At 68.7% G+C, this 23,791-nt stretch carries 22 protein-coding genes; 15 read left to right on the top strand and 7 right to left on the bottom strand.

Annotated elements, in window-relative coordinates; genetic code table 11:
- The first annotated feature begins 297 nt into the window (after window positions 1-297).
- Window positions 298-1,176 carry a tetratricopeptide repeat protein gene (locus tag M2421_RS06290; protein ID WP_259204188.1) on the top strand — a complete coding sequence of 293 codons (879 nt, stop codon included), beginning with the start codon at window positions 298-300 and terminating at the stop codon, window positions 1,174-1,176.
- Window positions 1,177-1,380: 204 nt separating this feature from the next.
- A complete protein-coding gene (locus tag M2421_RS06285; protein WP_259204185.1) occupies window positions 1,381-2,064 on the top strand; it encodes a pentapeptide repeat-containing protein in 684 nt (227 codons plus the stop codon).
- Window positions 2,065-2,164: 100 nt separating this feature from the next.
- Here the strand turns inward: M2421_RS06285 and dapE are convergent, their stop codons facing one another.
- The 6 genes from dapE to map are packed head-to-tail and all read right to left on the bottom strand — an operon-like array spanning window position 2,165 to window position 9,052.
- Window positions 2,165-3,292 (bottom strand): succinyl-diaminopimelate desuccinylase, encoded by a 1,128-nt coding sequence (gene dapE, locus M2421_RS06280; RefSeq protein ID WP_259204182.1) that lies wholly within the window; start codon window positions 3,290-3,292, stop codon window positions 2,165-2,167.
- The gene (locus M2421_RS06275; RefSeq protein WP_259204179.1) at window positions 3,289-3,651 is read right to left on the bottom strand and encodes a Spx/MgsR family RNA polymerase-binding regulatory protein; all 363 of its coding nucleotides are present in this window, start codon (window positions 3,649-3,651) and stop codon (window positions 3,289-3,291) included. The genes dapE and M2421_RS06275 overlap by 4 nt, the downstream gene beginning before the upstream one ends.
- A 43-nt stretch (window positions 3,652-3,694) precedes the next feature.
- Window positions 3,695-4,567, bottom strand: coding sequence for a hypothetical protein (locus M2421_RS06270; RefSeq protein ID WP_259204976.1), 873 nt, complete (start codon window positions 4,565-4,567; stop codon window positions 3,695-3,697).
- Window positions 4,564-5,640: a 2,3,4,5-tetrahydropyridine-2,6-dicarboxylate N-succinyltransferase gene (gene dapD, locus M2421_RS06265; RefSeq protein ID WP_259204174.1), complete on the bottom strand. Its 1,077-nt coding sequence runs from the start codon at window positions 5,638-5,640 to the stop codon at window positions 4,564-4,566. Before dapD ends, M2421_RS06270 begins: the two co-directional genes overlap by 4 nt.
- Window positions 5,640-8,276: a [protein-PII] uridylyltransferase gene (locus M2421_RS06260; protein WP_259204162.1), complete on the bottom strand. Its 2,637-nt coding sequence runs from the start codon at window positions 8,274-8,276 to the stop codon at window positions 5,640-5,642. The genes dapD and M2421_RS06260 overlap by 1 nt, the downstream gene beginning before the upstream one ends.
- Window positions 8,277-8,278: 2 nt before the next feature.
- Window positions 8,279-9,052 carry a type I methionyl aminopeptidase gene (gene map, locus M2421_RS06255; RefSeq protein WP_259204160.1) on the bottom strand — a complete coding sequence of 258 codons (774 nt, stop codon included), beginning with the start codon at window positions 9,050-9,052 and terminating at the stop codon, window positions 8,279-8,281.
- A gap of 267 nt (window positions 9,053-9,319) precedes the next feature.
- Between map and M2421_RS06250 the strand changes: the two genes are divergently transcribed.
- The 8 genes from M2421_RS06250 to tsf all read left to right on the top strand — a co-directional run bounded on the left by M2421_RS06250 (window position 9,320) and on the right by tsf (window position 17,115).
- Window positions 9,320-9,844, top strand: a complete 525-nt coding sequence (locus M2421_RS06250; RefSeq protein ID WP_259204151.1) for a spore coat U domain-containing protein — start codon at window positions 9,320-9,322, stop codon at window positions 9,842-9,844.
- Window positions 9,845-9,852: 8 nt separating this feature from the next.
- Window positions 9,853-10,599, top strand: coding sequence for a molecular chaperone (locus tag M2421_RS06245; protein ID WP_259204149.1), 747 nt, complete (start codon window positions 9,853-9,855; stop codon window positions 10,597-10,599).
- Window positions 10,600-10,612: 13 nt separating this feature from the next.
- A complete protein-coding gene (locus tag M2421_RS06240; RefSeq protein WP_259204973.1) occupies window positions 10,613-12,955 on the top strand; it encodes a fimbria/pilus outer membrane usher protein in 2,343 nt (780 codons plus the stop codon).
- Window positions 12,952-14,004 (top strand): spore coat U domain-containing protein, encoded by a 1,053-nt coding sequence (locus M2421_RS06235; protein WP_259204147.1) that lies wholly within the window; start codon window positions 12,952-12,954, stop codon window positions 14,002-14,004. Before M2421_RS06240 ends, M2421_RS06235 begins: the two co-directional genes overlap by 4 nt.
- Before the next feature lie 74 nt (window positions 14,005-14,078).
- Window positions 14,079-14,360, top strand: coding sequence for a hypothetical protein (locus tag M2421_RS06230; protein WP_259204146.1), 282 nt, complete (start codon window positions 14,079-14,081; stop codon window positions 14,358-14,360).
- Window positions 14,360-15,073 (top strand): fimbria/pilus periplasmic chaperone, encoded by a 714-nt coding sequence (locus tag M2421_RS06225; protein WP_259204143.1) that lies wholly within the window; start codon window positions 14,360-14,362, stop codon window positions 15,071-15,073. Before M2421_RS06230 ends, M2421_RS06225 begins: the two co-directional genes overlap by 1 nt.
- 212 nt (window positions 15,074-15,285) lie before the next feature.
- Window positions 15,286-16,107, top strand: coding sequence for a 30S ribosomal protein S2 (gene rpsB, locus M2421_RS06220; RefSeq protein WP_259204130.1), 822 nt, complete (start codon window positions 15,286-15,288; stop codon window positions 16,105-16,107).
- Window positions 16,108-16,236: 129 nt separating this feature from the next.
- The gene (gene tsf, locus M2421_RS06215; RefSeq protein ID WP_259204118.1) at window positions 16,237-17,115 is read left to right on the top strand and encodes a translation elongation factor Ts; all 879 of its coding nucleotides are present in this window, start codon (window positions 16,237-16,239) and stop codon (window positions 17,113-17,115) included.
- 1,075 nt (window positions 17,116-18,190) lie between these two features.
- Here tsf and M2421_RS06210 read toward each other — a convergent pair.
- A complete protein-coding gene (locus M2421_RS06210; RefSeq protein ID WP_259204108.1) occupies window positions 18,191-18,886 on the bottom strand; it encodes an AIM24 family protein in 696 nt (231 codons plus the stop codon).
- Window positions 18,887-19,167: 281 nt separating this feature from the next.
- Here M2421_RS06210 and M2421_RS06205 point away from each other — a divergent pair, with 281 nt between their 5' ends.
- The 5 genes from M2421_RS06205 to M2421_RS06185 all read left to right on the top strand — a co-directional run bounded on the left by M2421_RS06205 (window position 19,168) and on the right by M2421_RS06185 (window position 23,791).
- A complete protein-coding gene (locus M2421_RS06205; RefSeq protein ID WP_259204106.1) occupies window positions 19,168-20,667 on the top strand; it encodes a GGDEF domain-containing protein in 1,500 nt (499 codons plus the stop codon).
- Window positions 20,668-20,791: 124 nt separating this feature from the next.
- Window positions 20,792-21,523, top strand: a complete 732-nt coding sequence (gene pyrH, locus M2421_RS06200; RefSeq protein WP_259204085.1) for a UMP kinase — start codon at window positions 20,792-20,794, stop codon at window positions 21,521-21,523.
- Between the two features lie 113 nt (window positions 21,524-21,636).
- Entirely contained in the window at window positions 21,637-22,194 is a 558-nt protein-coding gene (frr, locus tag M2421_RS06195) for a ribosome recycling factor (protein ID WP_256776804.1), read from the top strand.
- A 5-nt stretch (window positions 22,195-22,199) separates the two neighbouring features.
- Window positions 22,200-22,970, top strand: a complete 771-nt coding sequence (gene uppS / locus M2421_RS06190) for a polyprenyl diphosphate synthase (RefSeq protein ID WP_259204074.1) — start codon at window positions 22,200-22,202, stop codon at window positions 22,968-22,970.
- A complete protein-coding gene (locus M2421_RS06185; protein WP_259204070.1) occupies window positions 22,967-23,791 on the top strand; it encodes a phosphatidate cytidylyltransferase in 825 nt (274 codons plus the stop codon). The genes uppS and M2421_RS06185 overlap by 4 nt, the downstream gene beginning before the upstream one ends.

Here is a 23,791-nt window from a genome sequence, read left to right as displayed (position 1 = left end):
GTAAACCCGGGCCACAAAAAAACCCGCATCGGTCGATGCGGGTTTTCTGGGGTCCGGGCGTGTTGCTTGTACTAGCCCTGGTCGCAGTCCCGCATCGGCCGCGCACGATTATTCGCGCGCAGATTGGTGCGGTTGGTATTGCTGACAGCGGTGGCCGGGAACGAGGACATGGACCGACCGTAACCGGCTTTTGGCAGCGGCGCAACTGTTGCGATGGCAACCAAACCGACCGCCGCGGGCAACCCGGCGCTGCGGGACCGGGCGATAATCAGCGCCCTTCCGCATCACCTGGCCGGCATGATCCCCCGCATCGGACGCATCGCTTCACGCCTGGCCGGCATCGCCCTGGCCCCTTCCCTCATCGCCTGCAGCAGCGCCCCGCCACGGACGCCGGCCAGCATCGTGCAGTCGATCGAAACCCAGGCAGCCGATGGCAGCTTCGAGGGTGCCTGGGACGCAGCCAGGACCTTTGAAACCTTCAACGACCCCCGCGCGGTGACGTGGTACGAACGTGCCGCCGCTGTCACCCCGTGGAGCGTCCACAACACCCAGGCCGAAGAAGCCCTGGGCCGGATCTGGACCCACGGCGAGCTGCTGCATGGCACCGGCCCGAACATCGTGCAGGGCACCGCCTTGCGCGCCTCACCCCGAAAAGCCGAGCGGTGGTACCGCACTGCCGCCGGGCACGGCAATCCGATGGCCATGCTGATGCTGGCCAAGGTCCATCGCGAACACGGTGACGCGGCCAGCGCACTGCGCTGGGACCTGCGCGCAACGATCTACTTCCACATGCCATCCGAATCCTCGCGGCTGCCACAGGCGATCGCGGCGCAGGCCGATGGCACTCTGCATCCCCTGGTCGTCGACATCCAGCGGCGTGCGCAGCGCGGCGATGCCGACGCCCAGGTGGATCTGGGCGCGATGTACGAACTCGGGATGGGCCTGCCGCGCGATGGCGTGGACGCACTGCGCTGGTACCGCCTGGCCGCTGACCAGGGCAATGTGTACGGGCAGTATTTCAGCGGGTTGCTGCTCGGCCGTGGCCGCGCAGGCGTGACGCGCGATCTGGACGCCGCCGCCGGCTGGTTCGCAAAGGCCCATGCGCAGAGGTTCTACCTGGCCGGCGAGCCCTATTGGCGCGAGCGGATCAAGGCGCCGTTCTGGACCTTCGACTGACGCCGGACATCCAGGATAACCACCCGGTAGAGCCGACCGTTGGTCGGCTGCACGTTTCGCCCCACGTGTCTGCACCCACGGCAGCCGACCAACGGTCGGCTCTACGTCGGAGGGAGCCGCGGCCTGCGCGCCGGTGACGCTGTACACACTCCGCCGCTGCCTTCAAGACTGCCGCCTGTGCCCCCCATCATCCAGAATGACCGCATGAACACCGCCACTTTCCGCGATGAATCCATCACCCGCACGCGCATGCAGGCGATCATCGCCGCGCATCCGCGTGCAGCCGTCTTCGAGGGCTGCACGTTCGACCACGGCGACTTTTCGCGGCTGGACATGGATGGATTCCAGTTCAACCAGTGTTCGCTGGCCGGCGCCAACTGGCTGGCTGCATCACTGGAAGAAAGCCAGTGGCACAAGTGCCGCGGCGGCGCGTGCGACTTCAGCGCGGCGCTGTTGAGTGACGCACGGTTTTCGCATTGCGACCTCAACAACAGCCACTGGCGCCGTGCAACGTTGTCCTCGGTGCAGTTCGCCGACTGCAAGCTGACCGGTGCGCACCTGCAGGAGGTGACCGGGTGGGCGCTGGAATTCCGCGACTGCCTGCTGGTCAGCGCCGACCTGCGCGGGCTGTCCTTCCGCAAGGCGCAGCTGGAGGGCATGGATTTTTCCGATGCCGAGCTCTCCGGCTGCGACTTCCGCGATGCCGTGTTCAACGGCGGCAGCCTGCGCAATGCGCAGACCCGGCTGACGCGCTTCGAAGGCGCGGACCTGCGCGGCACCGATATCAGCGGGCTCAACGTGATGGACGCTAAGCTGTTCAAGAAGGCGGTGATTTCACAGCGCCAGGCGGCCGCGGCCCTGGCCGCGTTCGGGCTGATCGTGGCCTGACCCGGGCGTCGCGCCGGCCGATGCCGGTCCACGCCGGTGACGGCCGGGCCGACGCCGGCACCGGCCAACGGCCAACGGCCGGCGCCAGGTCTTTCCTGGCTCAGGCCAGCAGGCGTTCGATCAGGCGCTGGTACAGCGCCGGCAGCTGTTCCAGGTCGGTCACGCGCACGTTCTCGTCGACCTGGTGGATGCTCGCATTGACCGGCCCGACTTCGATGCACTGCGCGCCCAGCGGCGCGATGAAGCGCGCATCGGAAGTACCGCCGCCGGTGCTCTCTTCCGGCGGTGCCCCGGCGAATTCGCCGAGTACCTCGCGCGCGACCCGGCGCAGGGTGCCTTCCGGCGTATAGAACGGCTCACCGCTGCGGTGCCAGCCGAGCGTGTAATCCAGCGCATGCCGGTCCAGCAGCGTGGCGATCTCCCGTTCCAGCGCGGGGGCGTTCCAATGCGGGTTGTAGCGCAGGTTGAACAGCACCTGCAGCGCGCCGGGGATCACGTTGTTGGCCCCGGTCCCGGCGTGGATGTTGGACACCTGCAGGCTGGTTGGCGGGAAGCTCTCGAAGCCATCATCCCACTGCCGGGCGGTCAGTTCCGCCAGCGCCGCGGCGGCCAGGTGGATGGGGTTGCGCGCCTTGTCCGGGTAGGCGACATGGCCCTGCACCCCCTTCACGGTGAGCGTTGCCGACAGGCTGCCACGACGACCGACGCGCAGCAGGTCGCCAAGCACCGCGGTGGATGACGGTTCGCCGGTGATGCACCAGTCGATGCCCTGCCCGCGCGCGCGGAAGATATCGGCCACCCGGCGCACGCCGTCGATGGCATCGCCTTCCTCGTCGCTGGTCAGCAGCACCGCCAGGGTGCCGGTGTGCTGCGGATGGGCGGCGACGAACTGCTCGGCGGCGACCACGAACGCGGCGACGCTGCCCTTCATGTCGGCCGCGCCACGCCCGTACAGCACGCCGTCGCGGATCTGCGGGTCGAACGGATCGCTGGTCCAGGCCGAGACCGGCCCGGTCGGCACCACGTCGGTATGCCCGAGCAGCACCAGCACCGGCGCACCGTGCCCGTGCGTGGCCCAGAGGTTGTCCACTTCGCCCAGGCGCAGGTGTTCGCACTGGAACCCCGCGCGGTCCAGCCGCGCGGCGAGCAGCGCCTGGCAGCCGGCGTCGTCGGGGGTGACCGACGCGCGCGCGATCAGGTCGCAGGTCAGGGCGACGACGTCGTTCACGCGTCCACTCCGAAGCGCTGCTTGAAGCCGTTGTCCGAGAAGCCCTGGGTCATCACGCCATCGGCGCTGACCACCACCGGGCGCTTGATCAACTGCGGGTACTCGCGCAGCAGCAGCTTCCATTCGGCGTCCGAATCGGCCGCTTTGCGGTTCTCCGGCAACTGCCGCCACGTGGTGGAGGAGCGGTTGATCAGCGCGGGAAAGCCGTCGGCCTGGCGGGCCCAGTCGATCAGCGTCTCGGGCGAGGGTTTCTGGTCGCGGTAGTCGACGAAGGTGTACGGCACCTGGAAACGATCCAGCCACTTGGTGGCTTTCTTGCAGGTGTCGCAGTTCTTCAATCCGTACAGGGTGGTGGTCATGGCGCGGCGTGCAGCATCGATCAGGAAGGACGCGCTGAGGATGTCACAACAGACGTTCGGACACGACCCGGAACGGCACCTGCGGCACCCGGAAACAGAACGCATCGTCCAGCGCCACGCCCATCGCGGCCAGGTGCGGGCAGGACACCGGCCCGTCCAGCTGCAACGGCTGCACCGCTGCCAGGGCGATCGGCAGGTCGATGCGGGTCAGCGCCAGCCGGCCATCCGGGGCGACCGCCAACGCAGCATCCTGGCAGGCCAGGAACGCCATCGCCCGGGCCGCATCGCCGAAGGCGCCGGCGGCCCACGCCGCCGGAAGCGCATCGGCGGGCCGCACCCGTGCCCGCAGCATGGGCGCACTGCCCTGCCCCGGTTCGATCAGGGTGTGGCCGCCGTGCGCATCCACGGCATGCTCGAACCGCGCGGCCAGGTGCGGTTGCATGGCATCGCTCCACAGCCGCGCGCCCACCGCATGCACTACGCTGTCGATCACATTGCGATCGAACAGCACGCGCGGCTCGTCCGACCGCGCGTCGGCAGCGTCCGGCAGCACGTACCAGCGCCAGTTGCTCTGCAATGGCGACGGGAACAGACGACGCAACGGGCCGGCCAAGGCCGGCCCGAAGTGGCCATGACGGTAGGTCAGGATCGTGTAGGGGGTGCGCCCGTCATGCACGAACAGCCGGTGGCCGGGCGGCGGCGGGGGCGCATGCCGCGCCTCCACCCACCAGCTCAGGTACACCACCTCGCGCACGTCGCTGACCAGCGGCGGCACCGGCACCACGCCGGTCAGTGCGCGCCGCGCGGCGGTCAATGCCGTGCAGGCCAGGAGACGCTGCAGCCCGCGTCCCGGCCACCCGGCAACCGGGTGGCGGTAGCGCGCTGCCTGCGCCAGCGCGGGCAGCGGCGTGCTCAGTCGGCCAGGCCGCGCAGCAGGTCGTTGACGCTGGTCTTGCTGCGGGTCTTGGCGTCGACCTGCTTGACGATCACCGCGCAGTACAGCGAGTGCGACCCGTCCTTGGACGGCAGCTGCCCGGACACCACCACGCTGTACGGCGGCACCGAGCCGTAGCTGATTTCGCCGGTGGCGCGGTTGTAGACGCGGGTGCTCTGGCCCAGGAACACGCCCATGCCGATCACGCTGTGGTGGCCGACCACGAAACCTTCCACCACTTCCGAACGCGCGCCGATGAAGCAATGGTCTTCGATGATGGTGGGGCTGGCCTGCAGCGGCTCGAGCACGCCGCCGATGCCGGCACCGCCGGACAGGTGGCAATGCTTGCCGATCTGCGCGCACGAACCGACCGTGGCCCAGGTATCGACCATGGTGCCCTCGCCCACGTAGGCGCCGATGTTGGTGAAGCTCGGCATCAGCACCACGTCCTTGCCGAAGTAACTGCCGCGACGGGCGATCGCGCCGGGCACCACGCGCACGCCGGCGCGGCGGAACTTGGCCTCATCGAAACCGGCGAAGCGTGATTCCACCTTGTCCCAGAACGGCGCCGGGCGCGCGTCGACCACGGCCATGTCGTTGACCCGGAAGTACAGCAGCACGGCCTTCTTCAGCCATTCGTTGACCTTCCAGCCACCGTGGCCATCGGGCTCGGCGACGCGGAATTCACCGGTTTCCAGGCCGTCGATGACCCGGCCGACCAGCGGCTTGGTCGAGCCCTCCAGTTCGTGCAGGGTGAGCGTGGCACGGCGCTCGAAGGCGCTTTCGATGCCGAACTTCAGTTCTTCAACGCCCGGGGTGGCCGGCTTGCGCAGCGACTTGCGGGCGATGGTGGCATCGCGGCTGGCGCTGCGCTTGGCCGCGCTTTCGGCCGGGGTGGCAACGGCCTTGGTGGCCGGCGCCTGCTTCGTCGCGGCCTTCTTCGTCGCGACCTTTTTCACCGCCGCCGGCCGGGTGGCAGGCGCGGCCTTGGGGGCAGCGGTCTTCTTGGCCGCTGCGGTCTTGGCAGCGGTCTTCTTGGCGGGCTTGGTGGCCATCAGTGGGGGTCTCCGGCGTTTCGATCAGGGTCCAGGCAGGCCAGCATCGCGTCGTGCAACTGCTGCCTGGCGGATTCGGTAAGGGGGTGGTCGTGCTCGTCGCTGATCACGAACATATCTTCGGCGCGCTCGCCGAAGGTGGCGATGCGTGCGTCATGCACGCGCAGGCGCTGGTTGCGCAGCACGAAGGCCACGTCGGCCAGCAGGCCGGGGCGGTCGGGCGCGACCAGGCTGAAACGGGTGCCCGGGTTGCCGTCGCTGCCATCGCGGAACTCGATGCGGGGGGCAAAGCGGAAATGCCGCAACTGGCGCGGAATCACCCGCCGCGACGGGCGCAAGCGGGTCAGGTCGCCGGCCAGCGCTTCACGCAGGGCAAGCTCCAGCCGCTGTGCGTTGCCATCGGCGAAGCTGTCGGCCGGGGTCACTTCGAAGGTATCGAAGATGGTGTCCACCGGGCCATCCAGCACGCGCGCACGATGGATGCCGTAGCCCTTGCGGTCCAGGGTCATCACGATCGCGGCGAACAGGCCATCGCGGTCGGGCGAATGCACGAACACTTCCAGCGCCTGGTCGTCCGGGGTGATCCGACGCACCTTGACCAGGGTCTGGCCCTGCTTGACCGGCACCAGCGCCGCGGCCTGCCAGGCCAGCTGCTCCGGGCGCAGGCGGATGAAGCTTTCATCCGGCATCACGGTGAACTGGCGCTCGATGGTGGCATCGTCGTAACCCCGCTCACGCACCAGCTGGCGCACCGACTCGCGCGCCTCGGCCACGCGCTCGGCGGCCGGCATCTGGTTTTCCAGCCCGTCGCGCAGTGCACGGCGGGCAGCGAAGTAGAGGTCGGCCAGCAGCCGGTCCTTCCAGGCGTTCCACAGTTTCGGGCTGGTCCCGGCGATGTCGGCGCAGGTCAGCAGGTACAGGTAATCCAGGCGATCGCGGCTGGCCACCAGCGTGGCGAAGCGGTGGATCACCTCCGGATCGGAGATGTCCTGCTTCTGCGCGGTGACCGACATGCGCAGGTGCTGCTCGACCAGCCAGGCCACCAGTTCGGTGTCCGAACTGCTCAGCGCAAGCGCCTGGCAGAAGGCGTGCGCATCCACCGCGCCGAGTTCGGAATGGTCCCCACCGCGGCCCTTGGCGATGTCATGGAACAGGCCGGCCAGCAGCAGCAACTCCGGCTTGCGCAGTCGCGGCCACACCTCGTGCGCGATCGAGAACCGCTCGTCGGCGCGGCTGCTGGCGAACAACCCGATGTTCCGCAGCACCATCAGGGTGTGCTGGTCCACCGTGTACACATGGAACAGATCGAACTGCATGCGCCCGGAGACCTGCGCGAACGCGGGGATCCACTGCCCCAGCACGCCCAGGCGCGCCATCCGTGCCAGCGTGTCCACCGCGCGCGGACTGCGCAGCAGGGCCAGGAACTGCTCGCGTGCGGCCGGGCTGGCATCGGTATAGGCGGCCAGCTCCGGCAACGCTTCGGCCAGCGCGCGCGCGGTCAGCGAATGCAGGCCGCGCACCTCCGGGTTGTAGGCCCAACTGGAAAACAGCGCGAACACCTGCTCGATGTCGCCCTGCGGCCACGCCGGGTCGTTGGCGGCCAGGTAGCCGCGGCGCAGCGAGAAGCCGACGCTGACCGGCTCGGGCACCGCTTCGCCGTCGAACTGCTCCTCGAAGCGCTGCAGCAGCCGATCGCTGATCCGCCGCACCACGGTGGCACTGCGGTAGAAGCCCTGCATCATTTTTTCCACGGCCAGGCTTTCGAGGTCGTCCTCGAAGCCCAGGCGTGCCGCCAGGGTCTTCTGGTAATCGAACCGCAGGCGTTCCTCGGGCCGGTTGGCGACCAGGTGCAGGCCGAAGCGCAGCCGCGCCAGCGCGCAGCGCTCGCGTTTCAGCGCCGCCGCTTCATCCGGGCCCAGATGACCCAGGCCGACCAGCGCCTCCAGGTCGCGCACGCCAAAGGCGCGCAACGCCATCCAGCCCAGCGTATTGAGATCGCGCAGCCCGCCCGGGCCGTCCTTGATGTCCGGCTCGAGGTTGTCGGCGGTATCGCCGAAGCGCTGATGGCGGGCCAGCAACTCCTCGCGCTTGGCCAGGAAGAACGCACGCGGCGACCACAGGCCGTCCACGTTCACCGCCGCCTTCAACGCCGCGCGCGCGGCCTCGTCGGCGACCAGCGGGCGTGATTCGATCAAGGCGGTGAGCACGGTCTGGTCGGCGCTGGCCTGGGTGCATTCGGCGGGCGAACGCACCGCATGGCTGACCGGCAGGCCGCAATCCCACACCAGCGCGAAAAAGCGCGCCAGCCCCGATTCATGCCGACGCTGCTGTTCGGGCGCGCCGAGCACCAGCACGTCGATGTCCGAACGCGGGAACAGTTCGCCGCGCCCGTAGCCGCCCACCGCGAACAGCGCCAGCCCCGAGCCGGCGGGCAGGCAGCGCTGCCAGGCCAGCCGGATCAGGTGATCGGCCGCGCGCGCACGCAGCGCAAGCAGGCGCTCGATGCTGTCGCCCTGGTCGAAGCGGCGGTACAGCCGCGCATCGGTCTGCTGCAGCGACTGCCGTGCCAGCGCCGCCCAGTCCGGGTCGGCGACGGAGTCGGCCGGCGCGTCCAGCATCGGGCTCGCCGGCAGCATGCTCAGACCTGCGATTCGCCGGGCGAGAGGGTCAGCACGTCCACGCCGGTCTCGGTGACCGCGATCATGTGCTCCCACTGCGCCGACAACTTGCGGTCCTTGGTCACCACGGTCCAGCCGTCGGGCAGCACCTTGTTGTACCGGGTGCCCTCGTTGATCATCGGCTCGATGGTGAAGGTCATGCCCGGCTGCAGCACCAGGCCCTGGCCCGGGCGGCCGTAATGCACCACCTGCGGCTCATCGTGGTAGACCTTGCCGATGCCGTGGCCGCAGTACTCACGCACCACGCTGAACCGCTCGCCTTCGGCCAGGGTCTGGATGGCATGGCCGATATCGCCGAGCGTGGCGCCCGGCTTGACCGCGCGGATGCCGGCCCACATGGCCTGGTAGGTCGTATCGACCAGGCGCCTGGCCATCGTCGACGGAGTACCTACGTAGTACATGCGGCTGGTATCGCCGTGCCAGCCGTCCTTGATCACGGTGACGTCGATGTTGACGATGTCGCCGTCCTTGAGGACCTTGGCTTCGCTGGGGATGCCGTGGCAGATCACGTTGTTGACCGACGTGCAGACCGTCTTCGGGAAGCCTCGGTAGCCGACGTTGGCCGGCGTGGCCTTCTGCACGTTGATGATGTGGTCGTGGCAGATGCGGTCCAGCTCTTCGGTCGTCACGCCGGGCTTGACGTACGGGGTGACGATGTCGAGCACCTCGCTGGCCAGGCGGCCGGCGATGCGCATCAGTTCGATTTCCTCGGGGGTTTTCAGATTCACGCTCATGTCGACCATTATCGCCGATCCGGGGCCAATCTGAACGGGATCGGGTGGAACGCTGACAGGCGGGGTTTGGGCTGGGGGCAGTGTCAGGTTCCTGAACATATGTGATGGCAGTCACGCAACGCCAGATCGTGCCGAAAACGGCCATTGATTTTTCCTAATCTCACGGCTTCGCAACAAGTTCCTCCCTATAACCGGAGTGACCCCCGCAGTAGCAGTCCCGGCAGCATCGTGTTGTTCAGCAAGGACATCCGTCCAAGGAGCATGCCCATGCGATTCCTCCGCACGACCATACTGAGCCTGGCCCTGTCCGGCCTGGCGGCGCCCGCCTTCGCGGCCGACACCACCACCTTCAACGTCAAGATCATCATTACCAAGGCCTGCACGATCACCGCCGCGGCCGCCACCGACGTGGACTTCGGTTCGGCACTGTCCACCGCCACCACCCCGTCCAACGCCCAGGGCACCATCACCGCCCAGTGCTCGGCGCTGACCCCGTACACCGTCGCGCTCAACGCCGGCGCCAATGCCGGCACGGCCAACGACGTGACCACCCGGCGCATGAAGAACACCGACGTCAGCGTGACCGCCAACAACTTCGTCGGGTACCAGTTGTATCGGGATGCCGCCCATACCAACGTGTGGGGCACCACCACCGGCACCAACACCGCCGCCGGCATCGGCACCGGACTGGCGCAGACGCTCAATGTCTACGGCCAGATCGCCAACCCCAGCGTCAACAATGCCGCCGCGGGTAACTACCAGGACACCATCACCGCCACCATCACCTACTGAGGTCCGCCATGCCGATTTCCGCAGGGCCTGGCCCTTGGCGGTTCGGGTGCGCGGCCCTTGGCTGGCTGTGGCTGCTGATGGGGAGCGCCACCGCCGCAAGCCTGCAGGTCGCCCCTACGTCGCTGCAACTGACGCCGCGCCAGAACGCCGACGCGTTGTGGCTCACCAACAGCGGCACCACGCCGGTCCAGGTGCAGGTGCGCGTGTTCGAGTGGCGCCAGGACACCGGCCAGGACCAGCTCCTGCCAACCACCGCGCTGCAGGTCAGCCCGCCCATGCAGTCGCTGGCCGCCGGCCAGCAGCAGTTGATCCGGGTCGTGCGCAGCGATCCCACGGCGCCGACCACACAGCGCGCCTACCGGGTGGTGGTGGACGAACTGCCCAGCGTGGACCCGCGCCGCACCGGCATGCAGTTCGTGCTGCGCTACTCGATGCCGGTCTTCATCCAGCCGGCCGGCGAGCAGCCGCTCAAACATGCCCTGCAGGCGCGCGTGGCCCAGCTCGATGACGGGCGCCCGGCCCTGGAGGTGCACAACAGCGGCAACAGTTACGCGCAGCTGGCCGACATCGGCGTGGGCACGGCGGAACGGCCGCAGATCATCCATCCCGGCCTGATCGGCTACGTCCTCGGCGGGCAGACCATGCGCTGGCCGCTGGAGGTTCCGGCGGCCCGCCTGGCGGGCGCCACGTTCTCGGCAAAGATCAATGGCGAGTCGGCCCAGACGCCACTCCCCGTCGCGCCAGCGGCTCGCTGAGGCCTGCGTGCGGATGCTGCTCACCGCGACGCTGGCACCGTGCGCGGCGATGGCCGCCGACGCCGACATCGGCGCGTCCGGGGAAGCACTGCTGCCCCCGCCCACGCCGCTGACGGCCGCGCAGACGCTGTACCTTGACGTCACCCTCAACCAGACCCCGCGCGGCCTGCTGCCGTTCACCGAACTGCAGGGCCGGCTGATGGCGTCGGCGGCAACGCTGCGCCAGCTCGGCTTTTCGGCCCGGGGCGAGGAGCCGGTCGCGCTGGACCAGCTCAGCGGGGTGGTGGTGCGCTACGACGCCAGCCTGCAGACGCTGGCCCTGGACGTGCCGCTGGACCAGTTGTCGCTGCCGACCACGCGCCTGGAGCGTCCGACCGACACCGCGCCCGCCGCCGCGGCCTCGCCCGGCGCGGTGCTCAACTACGACCTCTACGGCAGCCACAACGAAGGCGGCGGCAACCTTGCCCTGACCACCGAAGTGCGCCTGTTCGGGCTGGGCAGCGGCGTGGTCGAGTCCAGCGCGCTGCTGCGCACTTACCAGGACCCGGCCGACCACCAGTGGCGCGGCGAAAGCGTGCGCCTGGATACCGCCTGGCGCCTGGACTTCCCTGATTCGGCGGTGACCCTCAGCGTCGGCGATTTCTACAGCGGCTTCGTCGACTGGAGCCGGCCGGTGCGCATGGGCGGCGTGCAGATCGGGCGCAACTACGGCCTGCAGCCGTACCGCGTGCTGACCCCCACGCCGACCTTCCTCGGCGAAGCGGTCGTGCCCTCCAACGTGGAGCTGTACGTGGATGGCCTGCGCCAGTACAACGGCGAGGTCCCGGTCGGTCCGTTCCAGCTGGCGGCCCAACCGGGCATCAACGGCACCGGCAACGCACAGGTGGTCATCACCGATGCGTTCGGCCGCATGCAGACCCTGGACTTCGCCTTTTACGGGGCCCAGCAGCTGCTCGCCAAGGGCTTATCGGACTGGTCGGCCGGGCTCGGCAAGATGCGCCGCGACTACGGCATCCGCTCGTTCGGCTACGAAGCGCCGGTGATCGGCAGCGCGACCTGGCGGCATGGCGCCAGCGACCAGTTCACCGCCGAGGCGCACGTCGAGGGCGGCGGCGGGGTGATCAATGGCGGGGTCGGCGGCTGGTGGCTGCTGGGCGGCGCCGGGGTGCTCAACGCGGCGTATGCGCACAGCCGCCTCGACGGCCTGCAGGGCGGCCAATACGCGCTGGGCTACAGCTGGAACAACCGGCGCTTCAACATCAACCTGTCCACCCGGCGCAGCCATGGCGACTATCGCGATCTGGGCGCGCTGCAGGACACCCTGCCGCCGGACATCAGCGAGCAGGCCACGCTCGGCCTCAACCTGCAGCGGGCCGGCTCGTTGAGCGCCAGCTACCTGCGCCTGCGCTACCCCGACGGCGAGGACAACCGCTATGCCAGCCTGTTCTGGTCGCGCAGCTTCGGCGACCGCTGGTCGGCCTACCTGTCCTTCAACCAGAACCTGTCCGACAGCGAGGACCGCAGCGCCTACCTCTCGGTGTCGGCCGCGCTGGGCCGCAACCGCCAGAGCAGCGTGTCGGCACAGCGCAACGGCGAGCGCATGACCTATGTCGCCGACCTCTCCCAGCCGGTGCCCGGCGATGGCAGCCAGGGCGGCCATGGCTGGCGCGTGCAGGCGCGTGGCGGCGACGATGGCGGCGGCGGGCTGGCCGAGCTGGGCTGGCTCAACCGGGTGGGCCGCTACTCGCTGGGCTACGCGCGCCAGGGCGAGTTCGACTACGGCTACGCCAGTGCCAGCGGCAGCGTGGTCTGGATGGGCGGGCACCTGTTCGCCGCGCGCGAGGTCTCCGACGCCTTCGCCGTGGTCTCCACCGACGGCCATCCCGGCATCCCGGTGCGGCTGGAGAACCGGCTGATCGGCAGCACCGACCGCAACGGCCTGCTGCTGGTCACCCCGCTGTTGTCCTGGCAGCGCAACCGGCTGTCGATCGACACCCTGGACCTACCCGCCGACATGCGCGCCGACCGCGTGGATACCTGGGTCACCCCGCGCCAGAGTGCCGGGCTCGGCGTGGATTTCGGGCTGCGCCGCACCCAGGCCTGGAGCGTGGTCCTGCACGATGCCAGCGGGGCACCGCTGCCGGTGGGCAGCAGCGTGCGGCTGCCCGGCGGACGCAGCGCGACGGTCGGTTATGACGGGGAAACCTACCTGGAAGACGTGGCGTTGCCGGCCGACCTGCAGGTGCAGGTGCCGAACGGGTACTGCCGCGTGCACGTCGCGCCCACCGTCACCGCCACCTCGCCGGGCGCCACGCGCATCGGCCCACTGCGCTGCCTGCCGGCGCCGGCGCCATGAGCGCCGCGCTGCGCCTCGCCCTGCTGCTGCTGGTCATCGTGCTGGGGGGCCACGCGGTGCCGGCGCGCGCGGACACCACCTGCACCGCCACGGCACCGACGACGCTGGCGTTCGGCACGATCACCAATGGCGCGGCCAGCCCGACCAACGCCATGACCAGCTTCACCATCACCTGCAGCACCGCCGCGCTGAGCATCCTCGGCAGCGCCAGCGTGCGCGCCTGCCTGAAAATCGGCACGGGCAGCACCGGCACCAGCGTGCTGCCGACCCGCAGCATGACCAACGCCACCGCCGACCCCATGGCCTTCCAGCTGTACACCAATGCCGGGCGCACGACCGTGTGGGGAGCCGTTCCCGGCGGCTCGCCGCCGGCGGCGATCGTCACGCTCAGCTATGCCGTCCCGCTGATCACCGGCGGCAGCGGCGCGCAGAGCGTCACCCTGTACGGACAGGTGCCAGCCGCGCAGGTGCTCTCGGCCGGCAGCTTCGCCAGCAATTTCACCGCGGCCAACGTCAGCCTGGAATACGCCTACAACGAGAGCATCATCGGCACCGCGCAGCCGCCCGCGCTGTGCACCACGGCCAGCGGCGTGAGCGGCCACAAGACCGCCGACAGCGCCTTCCCGTTCACGGTCAGCGCCAACGTGCTGCCCCAGTGCAGCGCCTACGTCACCACCGACATGGACTTCGGCAGCAATGCCGGGGCGATCACCGCCAACCTGGACCGCACCTCGACGATCGGGCTGACCTGCATCAACCGCACCGCCTACAGCATCGGCCTGGGCAACGGCCAGAACGCGCAGGGCACCACCCGGCGCATGCGCTTCACCGCACCGGACAACAGCGTCTACTACATCCCCTACGAGCTCTACCGCGATCCGGCCCGCTCGCAGCGCTGGGGCACCACCGTCAACACGGACACCCAGGCCGGCACCGGCAACGGGGCGGCGCAGACGCTGACGGTGTATGGGCGCGCCCCACCCACCACGGGCGCGGTTCCGGCGCAGGGCAGCTACAGCGATGTGATCACCGTCACCATCACTTATTGACCCAATAGACACATTTGCTCAAGCGGCTGCGATCCCGGCCGCTAACGGTCGCATCCCCCGCCTTGCGACGCCCGATGTCCCCGCGCCCGTCCACGCTTGCCCTGGCCTGCCTGCTGAGCCTTTCCGCGGGCGCCCCGACCGCCCAGGCCCGGCCCGCCGGCAGCGCCGCGCTGCGGGTCGGGGTGCGGATCATCGCCGACTGCGCCCGCGCCGATGCGTCGGCCGATCCAGCCTGCCGCCCCGCGCACCAGCGCAGCGACGGCCGCGCCCCGATTCCGGCCCAGGTGAGTGCGTTGAGCCCGCCCGCACCGCCCACCAAGGCCGGCCAGGCGCCGCGGGTCACGGTGACCTACTGATGCGATCGCTGCTGGTCGTCGCGCTGTCGGCGCTGGTGCCGTTGTCCGCGCGTGCCCTGGAGATCAGCCCGCTGAGCGTCTCGGTCCCGGCCGTCCCCGCGCACGCCGAGCTGTGGCTGGCCAATCCCGCCGGAACGCCATGGACCGGCCAGGCCCGGCTGTACCGCTGGGAGCAGGACGGCGACCAGGAGCGACTGCAGGCCGACGACACGCTGGTGGTGAGCCCGGCCCAGCTGCGCATCGCGCCCGGCCAGCGCCAGCGCCTGCGGGTGGTCCGGCTGGGTGCCGCGCCGGCGGCGGCCGAGCAGGGCTATCGGCTGGTGATCAGCCCGGGCGCGGACGCCAGTGCCGATGCCACCCGCGTCTCGCTGCCGGTATTCCTGGAGCCGCAGGCGCCGGCGGCACCGTCCTCGCGCCTGCGCGTGGCCCTGGCCGGGGGGCCGTCGGCGCCGCTGCTGCGCCTTTATAATGACGGCGATGGCCACGCCCACCTCGCCGACCTGGTGTTCGTCGATGCGCAGGGCCGGCGCCACGCCCTGATCGACGGGTTGGCCGGCTATGTCCTGCCGCGCAGCACCCGTGGCTGGCCATTGCCCGCCCGTCCCGAGGGTTACGCCGGGGGCCGTTTCCGCGCCCGCCTCGACCACGCCGGCGAGGCCGACCTGCCCGCCGCCGCTGGCAACATTGCAGGCAGCGCCCCGGGCGGGCTATAATCGACCGGATTGCTGTCGCCTTGGCGCGGCAATACGTCAACACCGGACGTCACCGGTGAATCCACACCTGCCGCCCATATCCGTGCCGGGGTGCTCCGCGAGGAGTTCGGCCACGGAAGCGACAGGGAAGCCAAACCCCGGAACCACCCGCCTTGCGGCGGACCGCCCAACTATTCCCCGTGGCGGCCGGTTCCCCATCAGGAGTTACTGCAATGCCCCAGGTCACCATGCGTCAGATGCTGGAAGCCGGCGTCCATTTCGGCCACCAGACCCGTTACTGGAACCCCAAGATGGGCCAGTACATCTTCGGCGCCCGCGGCAAGATCCACATCATCAACCTGGAAAAGACCGTTCCGCTCTTCAATGACGCGATGAACTTCATTTCCAGCGTTGCGCAGAAGCGCGGCACCATCCTGTTCCTGGGCACCAAGCGCAGCGCCCGCGAGTCGATCCGTGAAGAAGCCGAGCGTTGCGGCATGCCCTTCATGAACCAGCGTTGGCTGGGCGGCACGCTGACCAACTTCCGTACCGTGAAGCAGTCGGTTGCCCGCCTGAAGGAACTGGAAGCCGGCGAAACCGACGGCAGCTTCGACAAGCTGGTCAAGCACGAAGTGCTGGGCCTGCGTCGCGAGCGCGACAAGCTGGAAGCCTCGCTGGGCGGCATCAAGGACATGAACCGTCTGCCGGACGCGATCTTCGTCATCGATATCGGCCACGAAGACATCGCCATCAAGGAAGCCAAGAAGCTCGGCATCCCGGTGATCGCCGTGGTCGACACCAACTACAACCCGGAACTGGTCGATTACGCGATCCCGGGCAACGACGACGCCATCCGCGCTGTGCAGCTGTACGCCCGCGCCGCTGCCGACGCCGTGCTGGAAGGCAAGGCCGCTGCGCCGCACGCCGCTACCGTGCGTGAGGAAGAGTTCGCCGAAGCCGGCGCTGCCGACGAAGCCAAGCCGGCCCGCCGCGCGCCGGCCAAGAAGGCCGCTGCCGCTCCGGCTGCCGACAAGGCTGGCGAAGCCCAGGCCTGATCCAGGCCCCCGGCGGGCGCCACGCGCCCGCCGCTGCTCCTGTCCGCTGCCGACGGCGCGACGACAGGACACTGTCACACGGGCCGGCCACCATGCCGGCCCAACCCCTTTCTTTCGTGAGGAAATCCCGTGGAAATCACTGCTTCCCTGGTCAAGGAACTGCGCGAGCGCACTGGCGCCGGCATGATGGAGTGCAAGAAGGCACTCACCGAAAACGGCGGCGACATCGACGCCTCGGCCGAATGGCTGCGCAAGTCCGGCCTGGCCAAGGCCGACAAGAAGGCTGACCGCGTGGCTGCCGAGGGCATCATCGTGGCGGCGCAGGACGGCAACAAGGCCGTGCTGGTCGAGATCAACTCCGAAACCGACTTCGTCGCCAAGGACAGCAACTTCCTGGACTTCTCCAAGGCCGTTGCTTCGGTGGCCCTGAGCTCGGGCGCCGCCGACATCGACGCGCTGAAGGCGGCCAAGCTGCCGTCGGGCGAAACCGTCGAGGAATCCCGCGCCGCGGTGATCGCCAAGGTCGGTGAGAAGGTCGACGTGCGTCGCATCGTGCGCCTGGAATCGGCCAACAACGTCGCTGCCTACGTGCACGGCGGCCGTATCGGCGTGCTGGTGGAACTGGCCGGTGGCGACGCCGAGCTGGCCCGCGGCCTGGCGATGCACGTGGCGGCGATGAACCCGCCGCACAACAAGGCGGCCGACGTGCCGGCCGAGTTCGTTGCGAAGGAAAAGGAAATCGAACTGGCCAAGATGACCGACAAGGACAAGTCCAAGCCGGCCGACATCCTGGAAAAGATCATCAGCGGCAAGATCGCCAAGATCGTCAACGAAGTGACCCTGTACGGCCAGCCGTACGTGCTGGACACCAACCAGTCGGTCGAGCAGGTGGTCAAGGCTGCCAACGCCGACGTGGTCGGTTACAAGCGCCTGGCCGTTGGCGAAGGCATCGAGAAGGTGGTGGAAGACTACGCCGCCGAAGTGATGAAGCAGGCCGGCCTGGCCTGATCCACCGCGCTGTCGCTTCGGCGATGGCGGGTGATTCGCTTCAACGAAAAAACCCGGCTTCGGCCGGGTTTTTTTGTGGGTGGTTGTTTTTTTGAAGCGTTGAAGCGTTGAAGCGTAAAGCGCAGAGCGCAGAGCTGGCTTCCTTGCTGTTTGTGGTTCCGTGCGGGCTGGCAGGCTTACCCCCTGCCGGGACACGCCGTGAACCCATCCATGGGGGCTCATTGGGCGCCATCCATGGCGCCCAACGGTCCCGGCAGGGGGTAAGCCTGCCAGCCCCGACATGGTGCCGCGGACGGATGGATGGGGGACAGCGGGGCTTTGGTTCTGCTGTTGAAGCGGGCTTGGTCGATTGGTCGATTGGTCGATTGGTCGATTGGTCGATTGGTCGATTGGTCGATTGGTCGATTGGTCGATTGGTCGATTGGTCGATTGGTCGATTGGCTGAGTGGCCGGGTGGTCGGCGTGGTCGGCGTGGTCGGCATGGCTGGTTTGTGGATGGGTTGGATGGGGAGATGAGGTGTGGTTTTGGGGTGGGATATCGAGTGGTCCGGAGCAGCCGACCAACGGTCGGCTCTACCCCCATCTCTCGACGAATCCACCACCCCATCCACCATCCACCATCCACCATCCACCATCCACCATCCCCCTAACCACCCGGCGGCCGGAAAGCCAACCACCGTGCGGCCCCCAATCAACGACCAATCACTCGCCAGCCATTAACCACCCATCACCACTGACTCACCCGTCACCACCCAACACCACTGAATCACCAGCCACCACCCCACAGCAAACCGACACCCCCCACCGCCCCGGCTGTTGCCGTTGCCCTCCCAACGCGCCCGCACATTGTCGGGGGTTGGTGCGGGTGGGCTGGCGGGACCGTTGGGCGCCATGGATGGCGCCCACGAGCCTCCAGGGATGGATTCACGGCGTGTCCCGCCAGCCCACCCGCGCCGACCCAACCCGCAGCACCGCGGCGCCGCAGTTGCAGTTGCAGTTGCAGTTGCAGTTGCAGTTGACGTTGAAGTTGACGTTGACGCAAAAAAGCCGCGCGCCAGCGCACATCCCCCCACCCTCACCCCTTCGACTGGAACGTCACTTCCTCGTACGGCTGCACCACCACCCAGCCCTCGCCCGCGAAACGCATCTGCAGGCTCTCGCCCGACCCGCGTCCCACCAGCGTCCCCAGCGAAATGTCGGTCACGATCTCCGGCACCAGCGACCCCGACCAGGCCACCGTCGCGTTCGGATCGGTGAACACCGGCCCGCCCTGCGCCGTCACCGGCAGCGTCATCGGCTCGTAGTGCGACGTCATCGCCACGATCCCGTGCCCGCTCAGCTTCACGTTGAACAGGCCGCCGGACAGCATCCCCGCCACCTTCTTCATCATCGTGATCTTCGACGCCACGCCCGTCTCGAACGCCAGCACATCGTTGCCGTTGACGAAAATCGACTCCCCCGCCAGCCGCACCAGCGTCACCTGCTTGCCCGCATCGGCCAGGTACACCCGGCCCTGCCCCTCGACCTTCATCAACTGAAGGCCCTCGCCGCTCACCATCTTCTTCAGCAGCGTGCCCAGCCCCTGCTCCAGCAGCCCCTGCCGGGTGAACTTCACCCCGCCCTTGCGCGCCACCATCGAGCCGGCCTTGGCCCATACCATCCCATCGACCCGGACCTCCAGCATGTGCGGGCTTTCCAGCTCGAAAGCATCGGCACTGACGTCCTTCTCCTGGGTGGTGGACAGAAATTCCTGCAGCGTCTTGACCGCCATGTGGTGCGCCTTCCTTGTGAATGAACCGCGCATGGTAGCGCTACGCGGCCCGCAACGCCGCGCCGGGCCGCAGCCGAGCCCTCCGACCCTCCCCCTACGCCGGCGAATGTGTTACCAAGGGCGCGACGAACACACCCGCCGCGATCTGCCCGCCGGGCTTGCATGGCATGGCGCATCACCATCGTGATGCCCACGCCAGCGTGGAGCCCAGGGCAGGAATCAACGCTCAAATCTGTGACGGACTCCATGTATTCTTGCCACAACACACACATCATCCCGCCATGCCTCCCGAGCTGACAGCCGCCCTGGCGCTCTGCCGCAACCTGCCCTCGCCGCCAGGCATTGCCCTGCGCATCATCGAACTGGCGCAGGACCCGGAAGCGGACATCACCACCGCCGCCGACATCATCGCCATCGACATGGCCTTGAGCGCGCGCATGCTGCGCATCGCCAACTCGCCCCTGTATGCCAGCCGCCGCCGGATCGAGAACCTCGGCCAGGCACTGACCATGCTCGGCCTCAACGCCACCGTCAGCCTCGCCCTGGGCTTCACCGTCACCCAGGGCCTGACCGCACCGGGCCGGGGCCAGGACCTGCGTGAGCGCGCCTGGCGGCGCAGCATCCTCAGCGCCCTGGCCGCCAGCCTGCTCGGCCAGGCCCGCGGCCTGCGCAAGGCCGAGGAACTGATGCTGGCCGGCCTGCTGCAGGACCTGGGCATCCTGGTGCTGGCCCAGTCGCAGCCGGACACCTACCTGCCGCTGTTGCGCCAGGCCACCGACAACGACGCGCTGGTCGCGCTGGAACGCGAGCACCTGCAGTCCAGCCATGCCGACGTCGGCGCCTGGATGGCCGAGCAATGGGATCTGCCGCGCTACCTGGTGGACAGCATCGCGCGCAGCGAGTCGCCGGCCGCCGCCGAAGACACCTTCCAGGCCTGCGTGGCGCTGTCCGGCGCGGTCGCCGACATCTGGCTCAACGCCGACGCCGATGCCGCGCGCGAACACGCGCTGCAGCAGGTCAACGAAACCCTGCAGCTGGACAGCGCCCAGTTCGACCAGGTGCTGGCCCGCATCGGCGAGGCCCTGCCCGACATCAGCGCCCTGTTCGAAACCACCCTGTTCTCGCCCTCGCGCGTGCAGCAGTTGATCGACCACGCCCAGGAACTGGCCACCCTGCGCAACCTGCGCGAAATGCAGGATGCCGCCCTGGCCCGGCAGCGTGCCGACGAGTTCGAGGCCCGCGCCAACCGCCTCGCCGAGCAGGCCCACCGCGATGCGCTCACCGGCGTGCTCAACCGCCGCCAGCTCGAGGCCGTGCTGGAACAGGAATTCCTGCGCGCCACCCGGCACGGCTGGCCGCTGTCGGTGGCCTTCATCGACCTGGACGACTTCAAAAAGATCAACGACGCCCACGGCCACCTGATGGGCGACCAGGTGCTGCGCGCCTTCGCCGGCAAGCTGCAGGAACAGCTGCGCAACAGCGACACCGTGGCCCGCTTCGGCGGCGAAGAGTTCATCGCCCTGCTGCCCAACACCACCGAGCTGGTCGCGCTGGACGTGGTGCGCCGGGTACTGGCCAACATCGTCAACACGCCCATGGCCGAAGTCCCCGACGGCCCCCTGTTCGTCACGTTTTCCGCCGGCGTGGCGACCCAGGGGGGCTACGAGCGTTTCGCCGATGTTCAGGACCTGTTGAAGGCGGCCGACGACGTCCTCTACCGCTCCAAGAACCTGGGCCGCAACCGCGTCATCGCTCGCTCTCCGGGTACCGCCCCGGCCTGACCGGGGCGCCCCGCCGGCGGTGGCCGGGGCCCTCCCGGCCGCCGCCGCAGTGCAACAAGTTTTCTCACGGTGCGACCCGGCTTCCAGTAGAATTCCCGCGTTTTCCACGCATCCAGAGGCCACCATGTCCAATCTTTCCTATCGTCGCATCCTGCTGAAAGTTTCCGGGGAGGCACTGATGGGGGATGAGGACTACGGCATCGACCCGAAGGTCATCAACCGCCTCGCCCGCGAAGTGATCGAAGCCCAGCAGGCCGGTGCCGAAGTGGCGCTGGTAATCGGCGGCGGCAACATCTTCCGCGGCGCCGGCCTGGCCGCGGGCGGCATGGACCGGGTCACCGGCGACCAGATGGGCATGCTGGCCACCGTGATCAACGCGCTGGCCATGCAGGACGCGCTGGAGAAGCTCGGCGCCAAGGCGCGGGTGATGAGCGCGATCAAGATCAACGACGTGTGCGAGGACTACATCCGCCGCCGCGCCATCCGCCACCTCGAAAAGGGTCGCCTGGTGATCTTCGCCGCCGGCGTCGGCAGCCCGTTCTTCACCACCGATTCCGGCGCGGCCCTGCGCGCGATCGAGATCGGCGCGGACCTGCTGCTGAAGGCCACCAAGGTCGACGGCGTGTACGACAAGGACCCCAACAAGTACGCCGATGCGGTCCGTTTCGACAGCCTGACCTACGACGAAGTGATCCGTCGCGGCCTGGAAGTGATGGACACCGCCGCCTTCGCCCTGGCCCGCGACAGCGACCTGCCGCTGCGCGTGTTCGACATGGGCCAGCCGGGCGAGCTGCTGAAGATCCTGCACGGCGAGAACATCGGCACCCTGGTGAAGGGTCGCGACCCGGCAGCCTGAACGCGGCACGCGCCGCTCCCCCGGGGAGCGGCCGCTGGCGGCAGCGATAAGGCGGCCAGGCCCCGTATTCGCCTATAATCGCCCGATTACCGGTTACATCCAGGATTCGGGCGATGCTCAACGAAATCAAGCAGGACGCGCAGACGCGCATGGCAAAGAGCATCGATGCTCTGAAGCACACCCTCACCTCCATCCGCACCGGCCGTGCGTCCCCGGCCCTGCTGGACCGCATCACCGTCAAGGCCTACGGCACCGACACCCCGCTCAACCAGGTCGCCTCGATCAGCGTGTCCGAAGGCCACTCGCTGGTCATCACCCTGTTCGACAAGGGCATGATCAAGGACGTCGAGAAGGCCATCTACGCCTCCGACCTCGGCCTGACCCCGAACGTGGCGGGTACCGTCATCCGCCTGAACCTGCCGCCGCCGACCGAAGAGCGCCGCAAGGAGCTGGGCAAGCAGGTGCAGAAGGAAGGCGAAGGCGCCAAGATCGCCATCCGCAACATCCGCCAGGACGCCAACAAGGCGATCGCCGCGCTGATCAAGGACAAGGCGATCAGCGAAGACGACAAGAAGCGCGGCGAAGACGACATCCAGAAGCTGACCGACAAGTCCATCAAGGACGTCGACAGTGTCGTGGCCGAGAAAGAAAAGGAACTGATGGCGGTCTGAGCCCCATGTCCCAGGCCCCGACCACCCCGACCCTCGCGCCGATCCCGCGCCACGTTGCCATCATCATGGATGGCAACGGGCGCTGGGCGCAGAAACGACGCCGCCCGCGCGTGATCGGCCATCGCGCCGGCGCGCGCGCGGTCAACCGCACCATCGACTTCTGCCTGGAGCGTGGCGTCGCCGCGCTGACCCTGTTCGCCTTTTCCAGTGAAAACTGGGGCCGGCCGAGCGAGGAAGTCGACGCGCTGATGAAGCTGTTCCTCAATGCGCTCGACCGCGAGGTGGACGAACTGCACCGCCGTGGCGTGCGCGTCCGCTTCATCGGCGAACGCGAGCGCTTCGGCGCCGCGCTGGTCAGCCGCATGCAGCTGGCCGAGCAGCGCACCGCCGACAACCGCGCGATGACCCTGAGCATCGCCGCCAGCTACGGCGGCCGCCAGGACATCGCCCGGGCCGCACGCGAGCTGGCCGCGGACGTGGCCGCCGGCCGCCTGCTGCCCGAACAGATCGACGAGGCGATGCTGTCCAGCCGGGTCGCCCTGGCCGACCTGCCGCCGCCAGACCTGTTCATCCGCACCGGCGGCGACACCCGCATCAGCAATTTCCTGCTGTGGCAGCTGGCCTATACCGAACTGTGGTTCACCGACGTGCTGTGGCCCGAGTTCGACGCCGCCGTCCTGCAGCAGGCGCTCGACGCCTACGCCGCACGTGAACGCCGCTTCGGCCTGACCAGCGCCCAGATCGCCGCCCTGGCCACCGAGACGTCCACCCCATGACCAAGACCCGAGTCATCGCCGCGCTGATCATGGCGCCGGTCGCCATCCTCGCCATTCTCATGCTGCCCACCCAGTGGCTGGCCGCCGCCGCCGCCGCCGTGTTCCTGATCGGGCTGTGGGAATGGCTGAAGCTGGCCGACGTGGACGACACCCTCGCCCGTACCGTGCTGCTGGTGCTGAACCTGTTGCTGATGGTGCTGATGGTATGGGCCGGCGACGGCTCGCTGGTGCTGTACCAGATCGCCGCGCTGGTCGGCATCGCCTGGTGGCTGATGGCGCTGCTGTGGCTGCGCTTCTTCACCTTCGGCGCCAGCCCGAGCAGCCCGGCGCGCGCGCTCAAGCTGCTGGCCGGCACCCTGGCCATCGTGCCGGCATGGGCCTCGCTGGTGCTCATCCACGCCAGCGGCGACAACGGCCACCTGTGGCTGCTGACCGCGCTGGCGGTGGTGTGGGCCGCCGATTCGGGCGCCTACTTCGCCGGCCGCACCTTCGGCCGCACCAAGCTGGCGCCGCGGATCAGCCCCAACAAGACCTGGGAAGGCCTGGGCGGCGGCATGCTCGCCGGCCTGATCGTGGCGCTGGGCTTCGGCTGGCTGGCCGGCATCGACGGCGGCCACGTGGTCGGCCTGGTCGTCACCGCCGTGGTCACCGTGTTCGCCTCGGTCCTGGGCGATCTGTACGAGAGCCTGATCAAGCGCCACGCGGGCGCCAAGGACTCGGGCCACATCATTCCCGGCCACGGCGGCGTGCTGGACCGCATCGACGGCGTGCTCGCCGCGCTGCCGGTGTTCGCGCTGGGCAAGGAAATCTTCGGATTCTGA

The sequence above is a fragment of the Stenotrophomonas sp. BIGb0135 genome, from assembly GCF_024810105.1.
GTDB lineage: Bacteria > Pseudomonadota > Gammaproteobacteria > Xanthomonadales > Xanthomonadaceae > Stenotrophomonas > Stenotrophomonas maltophilia_AB.
The sequence above is the reverse complement of the archived record's forward strand: the minus strand, read 5'-3'. Positions and strand labels throughout refer to the sequence as shown.

Excerpts from the sequence above, each read along its gene's own strand:
- M2421_RS06290 (WP_259204188.1), top strand. The coding sequence starts at position 298 with ATGATCCCCCGCATCGGACGCATCGCTTCACGCCTGGCCGGCATCGCC.
- M2421_RS06285 (WP_259204185.1), top strand. The coding sequence starts at position 1,381 with ATGAACACCGCCACTTTCCGCGATGAATCCATCACCCGCACGCGCATG.
- M2421_RS06275 (WP_259204179.1), bottom strand. The coding sequence starts at position 3,651 with ATGACCACCACCCTGTACGGATTGAAGAACTGCGACACCTGCAAGAAA.
- dapD (WP_259204174.1), bottom strand. The coding sequence starts at position 5,640 with ATGGCCACCAAGCCCGCCAAGAAGACCGCTGCCAAGACCGCAGCGGCC.
- M2421_RS06260 (WP_259204162.1), bottom strand. The coding sequence starts at position 8,276 with ATGCTGCCGGCGAGCCCGATGCTGGACGCGCCGGCCGACTCCGTCGCC.
- map (WP_259204160.1), bottom strand. The coding sequence starts at position 9,052 with ATGAGCGTGAATCTGAAAACCCCCGAGGAAATCGAACTGATGCGCATC.
- M2421_RS06250 (WP_259204151.1), top strand. The coding sequence starts at position 9,320 with ATGCGATTCCTCCGCACGACCATACTGAGCCTGGCCCTGTCCGGCCTG.
- M2421_RS06245 (WP_259204149.1), top strand. The coding sequence starts at position 9,853 with ATGCCGATTTCCGCAGGGCCTGGCCCTTGGCGGTTCGGGTGCGCGGCC.
- M2421_RS06240 (WP_259204973.1), top strand. The coding sequence starts at position 10,613 with ATGCTGCTCACCGCGACGCTGGCACCGTGCGCGGCGATGGCCGCCGAC.
- M2421_RS06235 (WP_259204147.1), top strand. The coding sequence starts at position 12,952 with ATGAGCGCCGCGCTGCGCCTCGCCCTGCTGCTGCTGGTCATCGTGCTG.
- M2421_RS06230 (WP_259204146.1), top strand. The coding sequence starts at position 14,079 with ATGTCCCCGCGCCCGTCCACGCTTGCCCTGGCCTGCCTGCTGAGCCTT.
- M2421_RS06225 (WP_259204143.1), top strand. The coding sequence starts at position 14,360 with ATGCGATCGCTGCTGGTCGTCGCGCTGTCGGCGCTGGTGCCGTTGTCC.
- rpsB (WP_259204130.1), top strand. The coding sequence starts at position 15,286 with ATGCCCCAGGTCACCATGCGTCAGATGCTGGAAGCCGGCGTCCATTTC.
- M2421_RS06210 (WP_259204108.1), bottom strand. The coding sequence starts at position 18,886 with ATGGCGGTCAAGACGCTGCAGGAATTTCTGTCCACCACCCAGGAGAAG.
- M2421_RS06205 (WP_259204106.1), top strand. The coding sequence starts at position 19,168 with ATGCCTCCCGAGCTGACAGCCGCCCTGGCGCTCTGCCGCAACCTGCCC.
- pyrH (WP_259204085.1), top strand. The coding sequence starts at position 20,792 with ATGTCCAATCTTTCCTATCGTCGCATCCTGCTGAAAGTTTCCGGGGAG.
- frr (WP_256776804.1), top strand. The coding sequence starts at position 21,637 with ATGCTCAACGAAATCAAGCAGGACGCGCAGACGCGCATGGCAAAGAGC.
- uppS (WP_259204074.1), top strand. The coding sequence starts at position 22,200 with ATGTCCCAGGCCCCGACCACCCCGACCCTCGCGCCGATCCCGCGCCAC.
- M2421_RS06185 (WP_259204070.1), top strand. The coding sequence starts at position 22,967 with ATGACCAAGACCCGAGTCATCGCCGCGCTGATCATGGCGCCGGTCGCC.